The organism is Agarivorans litoreus (genome assembly GCF_019649015.1).
Taxonomy (GTDB): domain Bacteria; phylum Pseudomonadota; class Gammaproteobacteria; order Enterobacterales; family Celerinatantimonadaceae; genus Agarivorans; species Agarivorans litoreus.
Window position 1 is genome coordinate 3764872 of record NZ_BLPI01000001.1, and the last position, 19229, is coordinate 3784100.

18 protein-coding genes are annotated in these 19229 nt (G+C 43.7%); 7 read left to right on the forward strand and 11 right to left on the reverse strand.

Annotated elements, in window-relative coordinates; all coding sequences use genetic code 11:
- The first annotated feature begins 12 nt into the window (after positions 1-12).
- The 4 genes from pstA to aceA all read left to right on the forward strand — a co-directional run bounded on the left by pstA (position 13) and on the right by aceA (position 5497).
- A complete protein-coding gene (pstA, locus tag K5L93_RS17320) occupies positions 13-1668 on the forward strand; it encodes a phosphate ABC transporter permease PstA (protein WP_220720943.1) in 1656 nt (551 codons plus the stop codon).
- Between the two features lie 26 nt (positions 1669-1694).
- Positions 1695-2513, forward strand: a complete 819-nt coding sequence (pstB, locus tag K5L93_RS17325; RefSeq protein ID WP_220720944.1) for a phosphate ABC transporter ATP-binding protein PstB — start codon at positions 1695-1697, stop codon at positions 2511-2513.
- A gap of 24 nt (positions 2514-2537) precedes the next feature.
- On the forward strand, positions 2538-3242 hold the full coding sequence (gene phoU / locus K5L93_RS17330; RefSeq protein WP_220720945.1) for a phosphate signaling complex protein PhoU: 705 nt from the start codon (positions 2538-2540) through the stop codon (positions 3240-3242).
- 944 nt (positions 3243-4186) lie between these two features.
- Positions 4187-5497: an isocitrate lyase gene (gene aceA, locus K5L93_RS17335; RefSeq protein ID WP_220720946.1), complete on the forward strand. Its 1311-nt coding sequence runs from the start codon at positions 4187-4189 to the stop codon at positions 5495-5497.
- Positions 5498-5775: 278 nt separating this feature from the next.
- On the opposite strand, the gene K5L93_RS17340 is transcribed toward aceA, so the two are convergent.
- Positions 5776-6363, reverse strand: a complete 588-nt coding sequence (locus tag K5L93_RS17340; RefSeq protein WP_220720947.1) for an acyl carrier protein phosphodiesterase — start codon at positions 6361-6363, stop codon at positions 5776-5778.
- A gap of 149 nt (positions 6364-6512) precedes the next feature.
- Here K5L93_RS17340 and K5L93_RS17345 point away from each other — a divergent pair, with 149 nt between their 5' ends.
- Positions 6513-6680 carry a hypothetical protein gene (locus K5L93_RS17345; protein WP_220720948.1) on the forward strand — a complete coding sequence of 56 codons (168 nt, stop codon included), beginning with the start codon at positions 6513-6515 and terminating at the stop codon, positions 6678-6680.
- A gap of 99 nt (positions 6681-6779) precedes the next feature.
- Entirely contained in the window at positions 6780-7145 is a 366-nt protein-coding gene (locus tag K5L93_RS17350; protein ID WP_220720949.1) for a hypothetical protein, read from the forward strand.
- Positions 7146-7183: 38 nt separating this feature from the next.
- On the opposite strand, the gene K5L93_RS17355 is transcribed toward K5L93_RS17350, so the two are convergent.
- The 4 genes from K5L93_RS17355 to K5L93_RS17370 all read right to left on the reverse strand — a co-directional run bounded on the left by K5L93_RS17355 (position 7184) and on the right by K5L93_RS17370 (position 11971).
- On the reverse strand, positions 7184-8020 hold the full coding sequence (locus K5L93_RS17355) for a dienelactone hydrolase family protein (RefSeq protein ID WP_220720950.1): 837 nt from the start codon (positions 8018-8020) through the stop codon (positions 7184-7186).
- Between the two features lie 427 nt (positions 8021-8447).
- On the reverse strand, positions 8448-8897 hold the full coding sequence (locus tag K5L93_RS17360; protein ID WP_220720951.1) for a CBS domain-containing protein: 450 nt from the start codon (positions 8895-8897) through the stop codon (positions 8448-8450).
- Between the two features lie 243 nt (positions 8898-9140).
- A complete protein-coding gene (locus tag K5L93_RS17365; protein ID WP_220720952.1) occupies positions 9141-10442 on the reverse strand; it encodes an anti-phage deoxyguanosine triphosphatase in 1302 nt (433 codons plus the stop codon).
- A 308-nt stretch (positions 10443-10750) separates the two neighbouring features.
- A complete protein-coding gene (locus K5L93_RS17370; protein WP_220720953.1) occupies positions 10751-11971 on the reverse strand; it encodes a pyridoxal phosphate-dependent aminotransferase in 1221 nt (406 codons plus the stop codon).
- A 169-nt stretch (positions 11972-12140) separates the two neighbouring features.
- On the opposite strand from K5L93_RS17370, the gene K5L93_RS17375 reads away from it, so the two are divergent.
- Positions 12141-13064, forward strand: a complete 924-nt coding sequence (locus K5L93_RS17375; RefSeq protein ID WP_220720954.1) for a LysR substrate-binding domain-containing protein — start codon at positions 12141-12143, stop codon at positions 13062-13064.
- A 7-nt stretch (positions 13065-13071) separates the two neighbouring features.
- Here K5L93_RS17375 and K5L93_RS17380 read toward each other — a convergent pair whose 3' ends face one another.
- The 6 genes from K5L93_RS17380 to K5L93_RS17405 form a co-directional block, all read right to left on the reverse strand.
- Positions 13072-13431: a DUF3802 family protein gene (locus K5L93_RS17380; RefSeq protein WP_246615081.1), complete on the reverse strand. Its 360-nt coding sequence runs from the start codon at positions 13429-13431 to the stop codon at positions 13072-13074.
- 80 nt (positions 13432-13511) lie between these two features.
- Positions 13512-14384, reverse strand: a complete 873-nt coding sequence (locus K5L93_RS17385) for a hypothetical protein (protein ID WP_220720955.1) — start codon at positions 14382-14384, stop codon at positions 13512-13514.
- 126 nt (positions 14385-14510) lie between these two features.
- Complete coding sequence (yfaE, locus tag K5L93_RS17390; protein ID WP_152781350.1) at positions 14511-14798, reverse strand: class I ribonucleotide reductase maintenance protein YfaE; 288 nt, start codon at positions 14796-14798, stop codon at positions 14511-14513.
- Positions 14798-15928 carry a class Ia ribonucleoside-diphosphate reductase subunit beta gene (gene nrdB / locus K5L93_RS17395; RefSeq protein WP_220720956.1) on the reverse strand — a complete coding sequence of 377 codons (1131 nt, stop codon included), beginning with the start codon at positions 15926-15928 and terminating at the stop codon, positions 14798-14800. Before nrdB ends, yfaE begins: the two co-directional genes overlap by 1 nt.
- Before the next feature lie 50 nt (positions 15929-15978).
- Positions 15979-18264 carry a class 1a ribonucleoside-diphosphate reductase subunit alpha gene (gene nrdA / locus K5L93_RS17400; RefSeq protein ID WP_220720957.1) on the reverse strand — a complete coding sequence of 762 codons (2286 nt, stop codon included), beginning with the start codon at positions 18262-18264 and terminating at the stop codon, positions 15979-15981.
- 289 nt (positions 18265-18553) lie between these two features.
- A complete protein-coding gene (locus tag K5L93_RS17405) occupies positions 18554-19228 on the reverse strand; it encodes an HAD family hydrolase (RefSeq protein ID WP_220720958.1) in 675 nt (224 codons plus the stop codon).
- Position 19229: the final 1 nt, after the last annotated feature.

Sequence of the window (19229 nt, forward strand, 5' to 3'; positions counted from 1 at the left end):
GGGAACTAACCGATGAATAAGTGGTTTAAATCAGGTAACCCGTGGATATGGATGACGGCGGGTGCGGTAAGCATAAGCTTAGTAGCAGTGATTGGCTTGCTGCTATTAATCGCCGCACGCGGTCTGGTCTATTTCTGGCCAAGTCCGGTACTTGAAATGGAAGTCAAACAGTTTGGTGAAACGCAAACTGTGATTGGCGAGTTGTATGACACCGAGCTTGTGCCTATTGAGCGCTTAAAAGCCTCTGGTGCAAATTTGGAAGGCTTAGACGGCGACTTTGTAGAGCGCTTTTTGATTAAGACTGGTAACCGTGAATACGTAAACTTAGATTTTCGTTGGTTAACTGAGAATGAAATCTTATCGAAGAAGCAGCCTGAAGGCATTGCGGTGGTTGAGCGTCGCACCAACGGTAACTTTTACGGCTACGTTGAAGGTATTGTTAAAGGTGACACCACCATTAATGCTGCTGATGATGCTGATCACCAAAAGCTGTTTGCGTTATTAGAACGCTCTAATGGCATTATTGATCAAGCCGACTCGCTGCAGCGTCATGATATTGGTGGCATTAACTACAGCCTAGAGCGTTTACGTTTAAAGCAGCGCAAGTATGAGCTGGCTGATGAACTAACGCCTGAACGCTTAGCCAGTATTGAAGCTGATGCCGAGCAATTGCATCAAGACTACTTGGTACTTGAGAAGCAGTTATTTGCTTACCGTGATGAAGCGCGCCGTGACCAATTAATTATCCGTGATATGCGCGGTGAGTTGGTGACAATTCCAATGGATAATGTATTGGATGTGTTCTTCCCAAATGAGATGAACTGGTTCCAAAAACTAGCACATTGGGGGCATCAAGCGGTTAAATTTATTGTGTCTGAGCCACGTGAAGCTAATACCGAGGGCGGGGTATTTCCAGCTATCTTTGGTACGGTATTCATGGTGATGTTGATGGCCGTTATTGTTACGCCTCTCGGGGTTGTAGCTGCCATTTACTTGCACGAATATGCCGGCAATAACAGCTTTACCCGTTTGATCCGCATTGCGGTAATTAACCTGGCAGGTGTTCCATCCATTGTTTACGGTGTATTTGGCTTAGGTTTCTTTGTTTATATGCTAGGTGGCAGTATTGACTCCTTGTTCTATCAAGAGTCACTACCTACGCCAACTTTTGGCTCACCGGGTGTAATTTGGGCAGCCCTAACCTTGGCTATTCTTACCTTGCCAGTGGTGATTGTATCTACCGAAGAAGGTTTGTCGCGTATTCCTAGTGCGGTGCGTCAAGGCTCACTAGCTTTAGGTGCTACCAAAGCAGAAACGCTGTGGCGTATTGTTATTCCTATGGCGAGCCCGGCGATTATGACTGGCCTTATTTTGGCGGTAGCACGTGCAGCCGGTGAAGTAGCACCATTGATGCTAGTAGGTGTAGTGAAACTAGCACCAACATTACCGCTTGATGGCAACTTCCCGTTCATTCACCTAGAGCGCAAGTTCATGCACTTAGGCTTCCACATTTATGATGTTGGTTTCCAAAGCCCGAACGTAGAAGCGGCTCGACCTTTGGTGTACGCCACGGCATTTTTATTGGTAACGGTTATTATTGGCTTAAACTTAGCAGCCATCCAAATCCGTAACCGTTTACGCGAAAAGTTTAAAACGTTAGACCAATAAGCTAACGGCAATTTGTAGGAAAAAAAATGATTTCTTTGAATACAGAAAATAGTCGAGATACTAAATTAGATTTGGCTAACTTAACTGCAGAGCAAACTGCATTGGAAGTAAAGAACCTGGATCTTTACTACGGCAGCAAACAAGCTTTGTTCGATGTGTCGATGAAGATCCCTAAAGGGCAAGTTACCGCCTTTATTGGCCCGTCGGGCTGCGGTAAATCAACCTTACTGCGCTGTATTAACCGTATGAATGATTTGGTTGATATTTGTAAAATTAGCGGAGAGATCTTGCTACACGGACAAAACATTTACGATAAAAGCGTAGACGTAGCCGCGCTACGTCGTAACGTGGGTATGGTGTTTCAGCGTCCAAACCCATTCCCAAAGTCTATTTACGAAAATGTGGTCTATGGTTTACGCCTGCAAGGGATTAAAGACCGTCGCGTATTAGATGAAGCAGTAGAACGCTCACTACGCGGTGCAGCCTTGTGGGAAGAAGTAAAAGACCGCTTACACGAGAATGCCTTTGGCTTATCTGGTGGTCAGCAACAGCGTTTGGTAATTGCCCGCGCCATTGCGATTGAGCCTGAAGTGCTATTATTGGATGAACCTACATCAGCACTTGACCCAATTTCTACCTTGACGATTGAAGAGTTGATTAACGACCTTAAGAGTCGTTACACCGTGGTGATTGTAACTCACAACATGCAACAAGCTGCGCGAGTATCAGACCAAACAGCCTTTATGTATATGGGTGACATGGTGGAATATGCTGACACCAATACCTTGTTTACAACACCAGCGAAGAAGCAAACCGAAGATTACATTACAGGCCGTTACGGTTAATAGAGCCGTAGCTGAGGAAAAGATATGGATAAGTTAAACATGAACAAACACATATCTGGTCAGTTTAATGCTGAACTGGATCATGTGCGCAATCAAATTATGGCAATGGGTGGTTTAGTTGAACAACAACTGATCGACGCCCTTAGCCTGTTAAGCCGACCTGACGCAGAATTAGTGAGCAAGGTAATTAGCACCGACAGCAAAGTAAACTCTTTTGAAGTTGCTATTGATGAAGAGTGCACGCGCATTATTGCTAAGCGCCAGCCCGCTGCGAGTGACTTACGTATTGTAATGGCGATCATTAAAACCATTGCTGACTTAGAGCGTATTGGTGACGCTGCAGAAAGCATTGCCCGTATGGTTGAGCGTAACATGGATAAACCGCTTAAGGCCTCTCTAAGTAGTTTGGAGCACCTAGGTCAACATACCGCTAAGATGCTGCATGACGTGTTAGATGGTTTTGCACGTATGGATGTTGAAACGGCCTGGCGTGTGCACCAAGAAGACAAAAAAGTGGATAAAGAGTATGAGCGCCTAATTCGTGAGTTGATGACCTATATGATGGAAGACCCTCGCTCTATTCCTCAAGTGCTAGATGCCTTAAATGCTGCACGTGCTATCGAGCGAGTAGGCGACCGTTGTCAAAACATTGCTGAGTACATTATCTACTTCGTAAGAGGTAAAGATATTCGCCATTTAGCTGGCGATGAAGTAGAAAAGCTGCTTTAAGCGCGAAACTTTCGAGGGATAAAAGCTGGCGATAGGCCAGCTTTTTTAGTTTTTAGAGAAAAATAGCTAAATTTTTTTCATTTCTCTGGTCTGATCTCTTCAAAAATCTATTTCTGTTTAATAACAACTTTTCCTGCTTATGTTTCTTTAGTCGCTTGGTTGGCGAGAAAAAACACGCTAACACGATTTTAAACTGTTGTTTAAAACAGCCTGTAAGTGCTTATTTAATATAATGTAACTTTCATCTAAGTGTCCTTCTATGGGGTCTAGCTAAATGATTTACCTTTACGTAAGCGTAAAGGTATTTCGTGATATTAGGTGACTCTCTGGTTAATCTGTTTTTATATTACGTAATTTAATTTCTTTTTGCGACAAAGGTAGTAAACGGAAGGTTGACTATTTGTTGATAAAATAGAGTTAATACTTTAAATAATGCTTTGCTTTTGTTTTTGTGGGTGTTATAAAAAACAGGGTCTTGGGGAGGTTTTTAAACGGTTGTTTAAATATTTTTCCGATTTAAGACAAGGTTTGGTGTTTATCATTGAGGCTGTTTTATTTTTGTAACTGTAATTACAACTACGTAAAAGCTACATGTTTGGGTCGCATTTTACGTTAGATACAGTGGCAATTTACAAACAGGGAACACTTAGCTAAATAAAGCCGACCAGGTTAATAAGCAGTGGCCAACGAGCTTAATAACAAGGCTAGATACGGAGCAAAAGCCACAGTCAAAAGCAACAATAATGCTGATACGGCGCTCCAAACTTAGCTCGGTACTTTTAGACAAAAAAAGCAAAAGTTAAAAGTATCGAGTTGTATTTTCCAAGCCTGTGTTGCTTGGGATTAATTAAAGAGTAACCGCACAAATAGCGGTACCAAAAAACTACGTGAATGAGTGATACAAGCTATTTGTATCGAGGAATAGAGTCTAAGAGGGATTGAACATGACATTAACAAGAGAACAGCAAATTCAAGCATTAGAAAAAGACTGGGCAGAGAACCCTCGCTGGAAAGGCGTTAAGCGTCCTTACACTGCTGAAGAAGTAGTGAAACTGCGTGGTTCTATTATCCCTGAAAATACCATTGCTCGACGTGGCGCCGAGAAGCTATGGGCCTTAGTAAATGGCCAAGCTAAAAAAGGCTATGTGAATTGTTTAGGTGCCTTAACCGGTGGCCAAGCCGTTCAACAGGCTAAAGCGGGCATCGAAGCTATCTACTTGTCGGGTTGGCAGGTTGCCGCCGATAATAACTCTGCCTCTAGTATGTACCCTGATCAATCGCTATACCCTGTAGATTCTGTGCCTAAAGTGGTTGAGCGCATTAACAACTCTTTCCAACGTGCCGACCAAATTCAATGGGCCAATGGTCTATCTCCTGCCAATGGTGGCTTAGATTACTTCTTACCAATTGTTGCCGACGCAGAAGCGGGTTTTGGCGGGGTGTTAAACGCCTTTGAGCTAATGAAGAATATGATCAAAGCGGGTGCTGCTGGTGTTCACTTTGAAGATCAACTTGCTTCAGTTAAAAAATGTGGTCACATGGGTGGTAAGGTACTGGTTCCAACCCAAGAGGCGGTGCAAAAACTGGTTGCAGCACGCTTTGCGGCTGACGTTGCCGGTGTTCCTACTTTGGTGATTGCTCGTACAGATGCTAACGCCGCGGACTTGCTAACCTCAGACGTAGACCCTTACGATGCCGAGTTCGTAGAAGGCGAACGCACAGCTGAAGGCTTCTACAAAGTACGTGCTGGTATCGACCAAGCGATTAGCCGAGGCCTAGCTTATGCAGAGTACGCCGATTTAATCTGGTGTGAAACTGCAACACCTTGCTTGGAAGAGGCTCGCAAATTTGCCGAAGCTATTCATGCTAAGCACCCAGGTCAGCTGTTAGCGTACAACTGTTCACCATCATTTAACTGGCGTAAGAATCTAGATGATGAAACCATTGCTAAGTTCCAGCAAGAGCTTAGCGACATGGGTTATAAGTACCAGTTCATCACCTTAGCCGGTATTCATAACATGTGGTACAACATGTTTGATCTTGCCCACAACTATGCGCAAGGCGAGGGCATGAAGCACTACGTGAACATGGTTCAAGAGAAAGAGTTCCAAGCTGCCGACCGTGGCTACACCTTCGTTGCTCACCAACAAGAAGTGGGTACGGGCTACTTTGACCAAGTAACCAACGTGATTCAAGGTGGTCAATCTTCAGTAACCGCGTTAACCGGTTCTACCGAAGAAGAGCAATTTAGCTAAGGTTTACTATTTAGACACTAATAATAAAAACGCTATGTAACACCTATTTGAGCAGCCCAAGGGCTGCTCTTTTTCTACTTAACCTGAACTCGGGATAAGGAAGTGACGATAACTCTGCTAGCCAGTACTTAATCTAGCTTCATGTTTCTGGCGAGATAGTTTTACTTAGTTCAAGACGAAGCTGCGCGCCAATAGCTAGTCTATTGCAAGTAGCTTCAACACCGAAATAAGTAAAAATAGCCGCTAGAAACCAGTTTATTATCCCGAGCTCTGGTTACTTATTTCGGCTGATAGTTGCTCACAAATTCTTGAGCGTGTAGCAGCACCTTGGGGTAAAGCGCTAAAAATGCTGCATCAAGTTCTGCAGTGTGACAAAGAATATCCTCGTACAGCAGCTCTAGCTTTGCCGGGCGGCGCAGTCGCCGGCTAATAGCGCGTAAGGTACCGGCAACACTGTCTTGATGCTGGTATTGTTCCAACCAATCATATTCACGCATATGGCTGGCGGTATGTTTGGCTTTGTCAGTTAGTGGGAAATGCTGGAGTTCTTGATAACACTGGCTGATAAACTTAGAACGCGAGTTGGTAGAAAAACGTTGCCAGTGCAAACTCAGCAAATAGTCGAAATACACGTCTAGAGCTATACCAGAGTAGCGCCTTAAACTGGCTTGAAAACAGTGAGCTAAACCCAGTTGATTGACTTGCTGATCGGTAAAGCTATCTATTTTACGGTGTAGCTTTACGCCAAGTTGTACCTCGCTGTGGTAACTCTGCCAGTTTTGTCCTTTTACAAAGTCGCCCAGAAAAGCGCCCACAATAGACGTGTTGGTATGCTGAGCAATCTGAAAGTGAGCTAAATAATTCATTCATTAAGCATATATTAGGTAGCGGCACTTAGGCAGCTTTAGCTAGATTAAATCCAGTTGTTGCATGTATTGCTTAAAACCTTCAATCCAGAAATCACTATGTTCATAAAATAACGCGTGGCCGTTTGTGATGAGCCTAATGAGTAAAAATGCTCACTACCGATACAGATGCGCTGAGCAACACAGAAACCCACAACAAAACCTACCACTATGGCGAGGGCTACCAGCAAGCCAGCTCCACTATGACCACCTCGGGCTTGCGGGTAACCGAGGGCTCTCGCGGTAGGCGTAAAGGGTGGCGAAAGCGTGTTAGCTAGATTAAAGTGACTCTGACCCCATTTATTCTAAGTGAACAACAAAGTAATCGCTCTCAGTATATTTTTGACAACTGGTATAATGATAAGGAGCAAACTTATATGTCGGATGAGAAGCGAATGACTGATAAAACTCCATCAGAAAAGCCTGTTTTTTTAGATTTATTCTTAAAAGGAGATAAGTTCTCTTGGGGGGCGTACGCTCTGAACCAAGTGTTAGTTTTTGTTCCGACGGTTTGGTATGAACCAAGGCCGATAATTGCGTATTTTGCTGAGGCTTTTATTCTTACTTTTTTGCTTGTGAATATTTACTTATTTAAAACCAAGGGAGTTTTTTTTGTTCATGGTGTACTTGGTGATTATGCGGAAAAACGTTTTGATAAAGTAGGTTTACTGGCAAGAGCTTACATTTTTTTTAACGTCTTTTTTTATCTACTTTTTCTGTACATCATTTTTGTGAGAGATTAGTTTAGAACGAAATAGAGAAAAAAGGACACCTAGGTATTTTACATTAAATCCAGTTGTTGCATGTATTGCTTAAAACCTTCGATCCAGAAATCACTATGTTCATAAAAAAGCGCGTGGCCATTTGCTGATGAGCCCAGAGAATAAAACTGAAAATCTATCTGTCCGCCGGCTTCCTCAAAAGCTCGAGCGTAGCTTTCTATTTCACTATCTGAGTAATAAGGATCGTTTCGGCCATACAAAAATAAGTGAGGGAGTGGGTTGTTTTTAGCTGCCTGGCTAAACAAGCCTTGGTTACTGGCAATTGGGGTTTTGATTTGGCATTGCCCACCCATCCAACCGCCGGAAAAATTAACTACGCCTTTAAATTTCTGAGGGTGTTTCGCAGCGTAAACTACCGACAACAATCCTCCTCGGGAATGGCCACTAATTACAATGTTTTCTTGATCTAGCCAAGTTTGTTGCTGCAGGAATTGCATGGTGGCATCTAAGCTTTGCGACGCGTAGTTAATACCGGATTCAACGCTGTTTACACTGCAATTGTAAGATTCTTTATAACGGCCTTGTGATGCACCTCTGCCTCGTCGCATTGGTATTAGCAAAGCAATGTTGCGCTTGTTTAGGTAAGCACTAAATCCCCATGGCTTAATGGTTAGTGTGTCGGGTATTACGCCGGGCCCAGTTGAACCATGGTTAAAAATGACCAGTGGAAAAGGGCCTTCGCCTGCGGGTTTATATAAAGTTGCTTCTAATTGTATTTGCTTACCCCACAGTAGACCTTGCTCAGTCATAGGTATGTTTATGGTTTCTCCCTGATCGAAAGCTTGGGCGATAGTTGCTAATAAGGTGAGTAATAGCGGGGTGAAGCGAAGCATCATAGCTTTAAAATCCTTAACAAGCTTGATTAGCGAGACTAAAAACAAGCGATAGCTTACCACTGCTGCTGTCGGCTTAGTTTGGCTTTAGTTAAAAAAGTGAAGGTTACTGAAATTAACGTGGATGAAATTTTAGACAAAAAAAATCCAGCTCAAGGCTGGACAAAAAAACATAAGGAATGACTAATACGTGCTATCGCTAAGAGCACAATAGCAGGGGCGATTAGTGGCCCCATAAATCGACAAATTCAGTATCGGCTGAATGCGACGCCATAGGATGAGAGCGCCAAGCAATTTATGGAGTAATCTTAGCGTGACAAAGCTCACAAAACAACCTGTTTTTGTAATTTTTTTACTAAAATATACAGGTTTTTTCTAATTTACTTAGTTGTGCGTCACGCTAATGCTGAAATACTGTTGTAATATTACCTTATTCATCAGGGCTTAAAGGCTCTTGTTCTGCGAGCATTTCTAGCAAGGATATTGCAACACCTACAAAGTCGGTGTCGGTAATTATTCCGATCAGCTTCTTACCTTCTACTACTGGCAGGCAGCCTATGCGATGCCGCTCGATGTGCTTAGCGGCTTGCCCAACTCCTGCCGCTGCATCTACGGTATGTAACTTGGTCAACATAATGTGTTTGAGCATTATTTGCTGTTCATGTGCGCGGCGCTGAGTTTCGGAAGTTTTGCTAAGGTTTGATTCTTGTGCGGCTAGCAAGGTTCGCTCGCTCACTAAACCAATAAGGTGTTGCTGACTGTCTACTATAGGGAGATGGCGAATTTTGTGTTCGTTACACAAGCTAATAGCTTCTTCAAGCGTGGTCTGCTCAAAAGCAGTATGCGGGTTAGTGGTCATGATGTCGGCTACTTTAATCATAACGATACCTCTTGTTGTTTTCTCTCCTTTAAATTTAGTGTGTTAGCCAGAAAAGAGCTTGATGGAAATCAAGCTAATTAACGGCTTTGTAAACGGTTTATTAAAGTTGTTGTCTAGCTAGAGAAATTAACAAAAAATCGCTATATTTTTTGCAAAATAAGCGATCTTCTGCTGCAAGTGTTACTAGTTACATGCTAGATATACTGGGCGTGATGGCGCTATTTCAATTTGTCTAGGTTATTGCTAAAAAAGTGTTTGGAATAAACGGTTTGCATAGTCGTCTGTCATACCCGCGATGTAGTCTGCAATCACTCTGGCTTGGCTTTCGTTGTCTTCACCTGCTTGCAACCAACGGCTGCGAGTATTGATGGGCAGTAAACGCTCTGGATCGCTGGCAAAAGCTTGAAATAACTCCATAACCACTTGCTGGCCTTTAAAGCGAACCATTTCTATCTCAGGTGTTTGAATCACATAGTGCAATACAAAGCGTTTTAATACATCTAGCGCTTGCGCCATGGGAGGGGCCATTTTCGCCTGATAGTCCAACTGAGGTTCGTCAAACTTTTCTTGGGCTTGTAAGCTTATAGCGGTGATAAACCCATTCACAAGGCTGCCAATAGCGTCTTTTTGATCGTAGTGATGTCGGCTAAATAACTTAACCGATAGCCCGCCTATTTCATCAGCTAGCCAGCAATCTTTTATGTCGGCAATGGCCGAAGCTACCTGTTCTTGCCAGTCGTGTCGGCTAACTATGCCCATCACAATGGCGTCTTCTAAATCATGCACCCCATAAGCAATGTCATCAGCTAGCTCCATTATCGAGCAATCTAGCGATTTGTAGTTACTTTTACGGTGATGAGTGTCGCCTAGGCTGCGGCTACTTTCAAATAGAGTTCTATCACTTTGGCTTAAGCTCTCAAGCACCCAGTTGTAGAGGCGTTTATCATCATCATAAATACCTTTAGCTGGCGCCCAGTCCGCCACTTTTAACTGCCGAAAGCTTTTGGCTACTGGTGGCAGCGGGTTTCTTTGCAATTGGCTGAGTAGGCAGGGGTATTTCATTATGCCTAACAGGGTTCGCCGAGTAAGGTTCATACCATTTGCGCGAGTATAAGGTTCAAGCTTGGTAAGAATACGAAAGGTTTGTGCGTTGCCCTCAAAACCACCGTCGTCACGCATCATGTAATTGAGTGCTACTTCTCCACCGTGGCCAAAAGGTGGGTGGCCAATATCATGCGCTAAGCAAAGGCTCTCGATAAGATTAAGCTCGGGCAATAGCTTATTTTGAGGTTGATTGTTGGCGCTAATATGACCAACAATGCCAGTGCCAATTTGCGCTACTTCCAAAGAGTGGGTGAGGCGAGTACGATAGAAATCGTTGTTGCCTATGCTTAGGACTTGGGTTTTGTTTTGCAGGCGACGAAACGCTGCGGAATGCAAAATTCGCGCTCTGTCGCGCTGCCATACGCTGCGATGATCGTTACGTCTTTGGTTTTGTTCTTCGGCGTATCTTGCTGTTCCAGCTTGCTGGCTTAGTTCACTCATTGCACGCTCCCAAATTGCTTAATACCAATCGTACTAAGTAACTGTTCATTCTATCTGGCTAAAATACTCGACAATTGCGTTAGAATTTTTGATTGTAGAATAACTACTTATCGAAAAATTCTGCCTTGTTCTCGAGTATTTTTCCTGCGTTATTTCTGATCACTTACTTAATGTGATTGGTACAAGCTCTACATTACAACAGATTTTCTAAAAATAACATGACCTTAAGCTGATGTTGTTGGCTAAGTATTAGGCAATAAAAAGGGTGCTAAAGCACCCCTGTTGAATGGTATTTAAGTTTGCGGCCTTTAATTTGTTTGGCGATACCCGTCCAAGAACGTTCCAATACGGCCAATGGCTTCACGTAATTCTTCTTCACGAGGCAAAAATACAATGCGGAAGTGATCGGGCTTAGTCCAGTTAAAGCCAGTTCCTTGCACAACTAAGATTTTTTCTTGCTGAAGTAAATCTAAGGCAAATTGCTGATCGTCTTTGATATTGAACTTATTCACATCCAGTTTGGGGAATAGGTACATTGCGCCTTGTGGCTTTACGCAGCTTACACCGGGAATGTCATTGAGTAGTTGCCAAGCGAGGTTACGCTGTTCATACAAACGACCACCGGGCACGATGAGCTCGTTAATACTCTGATAACCCCCCAGGGCGGTTTGAATAGCATGTTGTACCGGCACATTGGCACACAAGCGCATTGAGGCCAACATATCTAAGCCATCGATGTAATCTTTAGCGCGATGCTTAGGGCCACTTACCAGCATCCAACCCGAGCGGAAACCACAGACTCGATAAGCTTTAGATAAACCATTAAAAGTTAGCGTTAGAACGTCATCAGACAAGGTAGACAAAGGTACGTGCTGGGCTTCGTCGTAAATGACTTTTGAATAGATTTCGTCGGCAAACAAGATTAGGTTATGCTGACGCGCCAACTCCACTAACTCTAGAAGTAACTCTTTACTATAAACAGCACCAGTAGGGTTGTTAGGGTTAATTACCACTAAGCCTTTGGTGCGAGGAGTAATTTTGCTGCGAATGTCTTCAATGTCTGGGAACCAGCCTGCTTGCTCATCACATTCGTAATGCACTGGGTTACCGCCAGATAGGGTTACCGCGGCTGTCCATAATGGGTAATCGGGAGCTGGCACTAACATTTCATCGCCATTATTAAGCAGCGCTTGCATGGCCATTACGATTAGCTCACTTACACCGTTACCTAAATAGATATCTTCTAGGGTAGTAGTGCGTAAGCCTTGCAGTTGATAATGATGCATCACCGCTTTGCGGGCAGAGAATAAACCTTTTGAGTCACAGTAGCCTTGGGCGGTAGGTAGGTTATGAATAACATCTACCAGAATTTCTTCGGGGGCTTCAAAATTAAATTCGGCAGTATTGCCAATATTTAATTTGATAACACGGTGGCCGTCTTCTTCGAGGCGTTTTGCTTGTTTCAGCACTGGACCACGGATGTCGTAACATACGTTGTCTAGCTTATGTGACTTCTCTATTTGATACATGATGATAATGGGTCCCTTTACAATAAACGTATTAACTTATTTTTTTCGGTAGCATGCAAGTGTTTAGGCAAGCTAATTACGCTTTTTCAGGATTTTTTATTAGGAAAGCGCAGAACCACCTTAGATGGTGATAAACTGACGGCGCAACATAATTGACTACTACGAGACTATGTTAGAACTCAAACACTTAAAAACCTTACAAGCCTTAAGAGAAACCGGCTCTTTGGTGGTAGCTGCTCAGCGTTTATGCTTAACTCAATCGGCTCTTTCGCATCAGCTCAAAGAGTTAGAATCGCGCATTGGGGCGAAGCTGTTTGTGCGTAAAACCAAGCCTTTGCGTTTTACTATGGCAGGCTTACGGGTGTTAGAGTTAGCAGATAATGTGCTAGAGCAAGTTCAACATACCGAGCGTGAACTAGCCCGTTTAGTCGGTGGTCAAGCGGGGCGTTTGCACCTAGCCATTGAGTGTCATAGTTGCTTTAACTGGTTGATGCCTGCTATCGATAATTACCGAGGTTTGTGGCCAGATGTTGAGTTAGATTTTAGCAGCGGCTTTAGTTTTGAACCCTTACCAGAACTCGCCCAAGGGCAACTGGATTTAGTGATTACTTCAGACCCCCAGCCCAGTGAAGGCATTGTATTTTCGCCATTGTTCTCTTATCAGCCAACACTAGCTTTAAGCCCTAATCACCCTTTGGTAGACAAGCCGATAATAGAAGCAGAAGATTTTGCCAATCAAGTACTCATTTCTTACCCAGTAGATACTCATCGTTTAGATCTGTTTAATCTGTTTTTAGACCCGGCCGGCGTTGAACCGATAGCAGTACGTAAAGTGGATATGACTATTATGATGATGCAGCTGGTAGCCAGTGGCCGTGGGGTTGCTGTATTACCTAATTGGGCGCTCACCGAGTATGTGAATAAGGGCTATATTGTTACGCGTGAGTTAGGGGACGGAAAGTTGTGGCAAAACTTGTATGCGGCGCGCCATGAAAGCCATCAAGACAGCGCCTATATCGAAGCGTTTTTAGATATCGCCCGGGAGCATTGTTTTAGCCATCTCGATGGTATTAAAGCTATCGGTGATAAATAACCAACGGCTAAATAGGATCTACAGCGATTAGTTGGTTATCAAACATGTTTTTGATTAAGCCAACAAACTCATCAATGAATTGCTGTTGCTGCTGGGTGGGGCTAGACATCCATACTCCAGAGAGAACTTGTTCTAAGTCGTTTACTATTGCGTCTATCTCACGAATAACCGTAAAGCGGTGTTCACTGTCTAAATGCTCATGTTGACGACAAACCAACATCACGCTTTCTGATAGTTGCTCAGAGACATAGTCGCAGATAGTTAAGGGATTTTGGTGCGCTTGCGTATGCTCAAACAGCGCTAAGTTATCTGTTAAAAATCCAATTAACTGAATGTAACCTTCACTATCAGTTACCATCGTACGCATTTCCTCTCTTAAAAGTATTAACTCTAGTGTATAACGAATAAGCGCGAATACAACATGCGCTAAGACACATTTGTTAACACTTACAGGGTTTGAGTGAGCTCAGCCGAATGAATATAGGCTTGTAAGCAGTTACTTGGCAAATATAAGCGCGGATTAGCACGGCGTAAGTCGCGCAAATGATATTCCAATAAGCGTTTATCTATTGGTGTATTGCTTTCGGTTTGTTGTAACCACTGTACCAAGCTTTGAGTATTTTGTTGGAAGCCCTGTTCTAAGCCAGCAATTTGTTGTTTGGTTTTAAGCATTTCTTCAACAGTAAGCGGCGAGCGTTGCACCATATTTATGAGGTAAGGCGTAAGTATACTCGCTTGCTTCATGTAGCTATCGTTCACTGGTACCGGTGATAACCTTAAGTTTTGTTGGCGCTCCAGCTGGCCACAAATATGGTTGGCTTTAAGCAGCGCCACAGTTTGCTGAATAATTTGGTTGGTATCAAAGCCTTCGCCATACATCTCATGAATGCCAGTGGCTAAATCGTGCTTAGCTAAACGTACTTTGTGAAAGGTGAGTTGCTCTCGGGTAAATAATCTAACTCGGCTAGGTGCTGCCGGTCGCGGCACAATAATCGCGATTTGATTACGTTTTTGCTCAAAGTACAAATTGGCTATTGCATGTTGTTGCTCACTAATGCTGATAAGCTGGCCGCTAATTTGGCAGCCCACAGATTTAGGGACATCACCTAAATGGCTGGCACTTACGTATTGATGCGGGTAGTCGGGCAGTGCTTGAATTTGTCCTAGTTGGCGCTGCATAAAGTGAGTTGCGATAGCTGCGCGACATATCGCGTCTTCGCCAATCGCAGGCGGATTCAATACCTTCCAGCCAATCAACACAGCAGTAAGCAGCAACAAGCTGCTACTTATTGCTATTAAGGGTTGACGCCGAATGATCATGTTGGCCTCACAAGACAAAGAAAAACACAGATAGTTAAGTTATCTGTTACTTGCCGAAAAACTAAAGACATTATTGAAAGTATAGCCCATACATCGTGTCGTTAAGGAGCAATGTACGGACTAGTTTTAAGCTATTTGGCGCTTGAACGGAGGTTGTTCGGCCAGCTCAACAGTGCCTTTGGGCTTGCTGCAACAGCTAAGGATTTGTCCTTTAGGAATGTTAGCTAAAGGCGTGTGGCTATATTCCACTTCGCCTTTTACTAGGGTGGTTCTGCAGGCGCCGCACACACCTTCGCGGCAATGATACTCTGGCGTAAAGCCTGCTTGTTCATACGCTTCTAAGATGCTTTTGTGGTGGCTATCAACCACCACTTCTATTCCGCCTGCAATAACGCGGCCTTCTTTTTGAGACATTACAGCTCAAAGTCCTCGAAGTCGTCGATATCAATACTGGAGTCAATTTGCCCTACTAAGTAAGAGCTAATCTCAGCTTCTTGTGGTGCCACTTGTACGTTGTCTGATACCAACCAAGAGTTAATCCAAGGGATAGGGTTGCTGCGATCTTCAAAGCAAGGTAACAAACCTACAGCCTGCATGCGGGTATTGGTAATGTATTCAACGTATTGGCAAAGAATGTCTTCATTTAACCCAATCATCGAGCCATCTTTGAAGAGGTATTTTGCCCATTCTTTTTCTTGCTCTGCGGCATCGGTAAACATGCGCCATGCGTCTACTTCACACTCGGCAGCAATTTCGGCCATTTCTGGATCGTCTTTGCCTTCGCGCATTAGGTTAATCATGTGCTGAGTACCAGTTAAATGCAGTGCTTCGTCACGGGCAATTAGCTTAATGATTTTGGCGTTACCTTCCATTAATTCGCGCTCTGCAAAGGCAAATGAACAGGCAAAGCTTACGTAGAAGCGAATCGCTTCAAGCACGTTCACCGACATTAAGCAAAGATATAACTTTTTCTTAAGCTCTCGCACGGTGATGTTATGAACAACACCATCAACCTCATGCTCTCCTTCACCATGTAGGTGGTAAATAGAGGTGGCTTGAATCAGATCGTCGTAGTAACCGGCAATGTCGTTAGCGCGTTTGATGATCTCTTCATTTTCCATGATGTCATCAAATACTTCACCAGGATTACCCATTACATTACGGATAATGTGGGTGTATGAGCGAGAGTGAATGGTTTCACTAAAGGCCCAAGTTTCAATCCAGGTTTCTAACTCTGGCAAACTAACCAGTGGTAACAAAGCCACGTTAGGCGAGCGGCCTTGGATACTATCAAGCAGTGTTTGGTACTTAAGGTTACTAATAAAAATATGCTGTTCGTGTGCCGGCAGCTTGTTGTAGTCAATACGGTCACGGCTAACGTCTACTTCTTCTGGACGCCAGAAGAAAGACAGTTGTTTTTCGATTAGTTTTTCAAAAATCTCATGACGCTGTTGGTCATAACGGGCCACGTTTACAGGCTGACCAAAGAACATGGGTTCTTTGGTAGCGTCGTTGGCATTTTGAGTAAAAATTGAGTAGCTCATCTACATTTTTCCTAAAAATTTCTTAATGCGCTTTAGCGCGTAAACTTGGCTTAAATCTTACATGCTCCGCCAGCGCAATCATCATCTTCTGGCTCTGGTTTTACATCATTATGTTGATCGCTAGCACCGTCGCGAGTGTTATGGTAGTACAGCGTTTTAACCCCATATTTGTATGCAGTGAGTAAGTCGGCAATCAGCGTCTTCATGGGCACGCGGTTGCCTTCAAAGCGGGTAGGGTCATAATTAGTGTTGGCCGAGATACTTTGGTCAACAAATTTCTGCATTAGGCCAACTAGCTGCAGGTAACCTTCGTTACTAGGAATATCCCACAGTAACTCGTAGTTTTGTTTAAGCGTTTCAAACTCTGGCACAACTTGTTTCAAAATACCGTCTTTACTGGCTTTAACGCTAATAAAACCGCGTGGAGGCTCAATACCGTTAGTTGCATTTGAGATCTGACTGGAAGTCTCTGACGGCATTAAGGCTGAAAGCGTTGAGTTGCGTAAACCGTAAGTGATAATTTCTTTACGCAGCTCTTCCCAGTCGTAATGGAGCGGCTCGTCACTCAGTTTATCGAGAGACTTTTTGTAGGTATCAATGGGTAAGATACCTTGTGAATAGGTAGTCTCGTTAAACATTGGGCAAGCGCCTTGCTCTTTGGCTAAGCGCATAGAGGCCTTAAGCAACCAGTATTGAATCGCTTCAAAGGTGCGGTGAGTCAGGTTGTTGGCACTGCCATCGCTATACTTAGTGCCATTTTTAGCTAGGTAGTAGGCGTAGTTGATAACACCTATTCCTAAGGTACGACGACCATCAGAGCCTTTCTTAGCGGCTTTGATTGGGTAATCTTGATAATCTAGCAGGCTATCTAAAGCACGAACAGCAAGGTCAGACAGTTCTTCTAACTCATTTAAGTCTTCAATAGCGCCTAAGTTAAAGGCCGAAAGAGTACAAAGGGCAATTTCGCCATTTTCATCATGTACGTGTTGTAGCGGCTTAGTGGGTAAGGCAATTTCTAAACATAGGTTAGATTGGCGAACCGGTGCTTGTGCTGGGTCAAATGGACTGTGAGTATTACAGTGGTCTACGTTTTGAATGTAGATACGACCCGTTGAGGCGCGCTCTTGCATTAGCAACGAGAACAAATCAACAGCTTTTATTTGCTGTTTACGGATGCTTGGGTCTTGCTCGTATTTCACATACAAGCTTTCAAACTTGTCTTGGTCTTCAAAGAAGGCATCGTAAAGCCCAGGCGCATCGCTTGGCGAGAATAAGGTGATGTTTTCACCTTTAACCAAGCGTTGGTACATAAGCTTGTTAAGCTGCACACCGTAGTCCATGTGACGAACTCGGTTGTCGTCTACACCACGGTTGTTTTTGAGTACTAAAAGTGATTCTACTTCTAAGTGCCAAAACGGGTAGAAAATAGTGGCTGCACCGCCGCGAACTCCGCCTTGAGAACAACATTTAACCGCAGTTTGGAAATACTTATAAAACGGAATACAACCAGTGTGGAAGGCTTCACCACCGCGAATTTCACTGCCTAGGGCGCGAATACGGCCAGCGTTAATACCAATGCCGGCACGTTGAGAAACGTAAGTTACGATTGAAGAAGCTGTGGCGTTAATTGATTCTAAGCTGTCGCCACACTCAATCAATACACAAGAGCTGAACTGGCGAGTTGGGGTTCGTACGCCCGACATGATTGGCGTAGGTAACGAGATTTTAAATTTAGACGTCGCATCGTAGAAGCGACGGATGTAGTCAAGGCGCACCGATTTGTCGTAGTGAGCAAATAAACATGCTGCTACCAAAATATACAAGAACTGGGCACTCTCGAAAATCTCACCAGTCACGCGGTTTTGTACTAGGTATTTACCTTCAAGTTGCTTAACTGCGCCGTAAGAGAAGTCCATATCACGCCAATGGTCGATAAAGTCGTCCATTTGGGCAAATTCTTCTGGGCTGTAGTCTTTAAGCAAATGCATGTCGTAGCGGCCAGCTTCACACTGTTTTACTACGTGGTCGTATAGTTTTGGCGGCTCAAATTGACCATAGGCTTTTTTGCGTAAATGGAATACTGCTAAGCGGGCTGCCAAAAATTGGTAATCCGGCGTTTCTTGAGAGATTAAATCTGCCGCAGCCTTAATAATGGTTTCATGAATGTCTTTAGTGGCCATGCCATCGTAGAACTGGATATGAGACTTAAGTTCTACCTGCGATACCGAGACATTTTTAAGGCCTTTGGCGGCCCAAGTTATCACTCGGTGAATCTTGTCTAAGTTGATCGCTTCTTGTTTACCGCTGCGTTTGGTTATCAGAAGATCTTTATTCATGAAGGGGTGGCCCTGTTATCCTAATTTCGCTACTGCTTATCTAGTAGTGCTATTTTTCCTTAGCCACTAGATATAGTGTTTTCAAATTTTATCGATACAAGATAATGAGGTTTTGGCTTTTTCGCAAGTCTTGGAAAAGTTGAAGATATTGTGTATAACTTGCAAATAACTTCAGTATGTTAGTATTCACTAACTAGCTGTATCTACAAGCTGACTAGCTTGCATTAATGCAAGTTTTTTTTCGCTAAATTTTACTTTAAAAATTTATTTTTATAAAACTTGAACTTGCTTACAAATCATCCAGCCAGTCGCTTATTGTTTGTTCGAGATGCTCACTTTTTTGGCAGTGTAAATCGGCCGCCCATTGCTCAAACTGATCCTGCTCAGACAGATAACCCCAAAGGGCTAGTAGGGTAGTCATATTGGTGTTATTGCCTGCTTGAATATCGCGCTCTGCATCGCCTACATATAAACAACGATCAGGCTTAATATTAATGGTGTCGCAAGCTAGTAACATGGGCGCAGGATCGGGTTTACGTTGTGGCAGTGTATCACCGCCAATTAGTACCGCCGACTGCTCAAACTCGGGAAAAAAGCGAAGTAACTGCTTACTTAAGCCTTCTGGCTTATTAGTAATAATCCCCCAAGGGATGTCGTTTTGGTTAAGCCATTGTAATGCTTGTTTAATACCGGGGAAAAAATCGGTGCCTTGGCAGATGTTCTGCTGGTAGTAATCTAGCAGCTGCTGGCGCAGTTCTGCTTGTGGCTGTTGTTCCCAACTACTGCCAAAACCTGCTTTTAGCAGACCGATAGCACCGTGAGAGCTAAGCTGGCGCGCTTGGGCTAAGCTGAGTGGCTTTAGTTGGTGTTGCTCAAGCACACTATTCGCTGCTGCACCCAAATCCGGTGCGGTATCAAGTAAGGTACCATCAAGGTCAAATAACACCGCTGCTTGCTTGTTCATT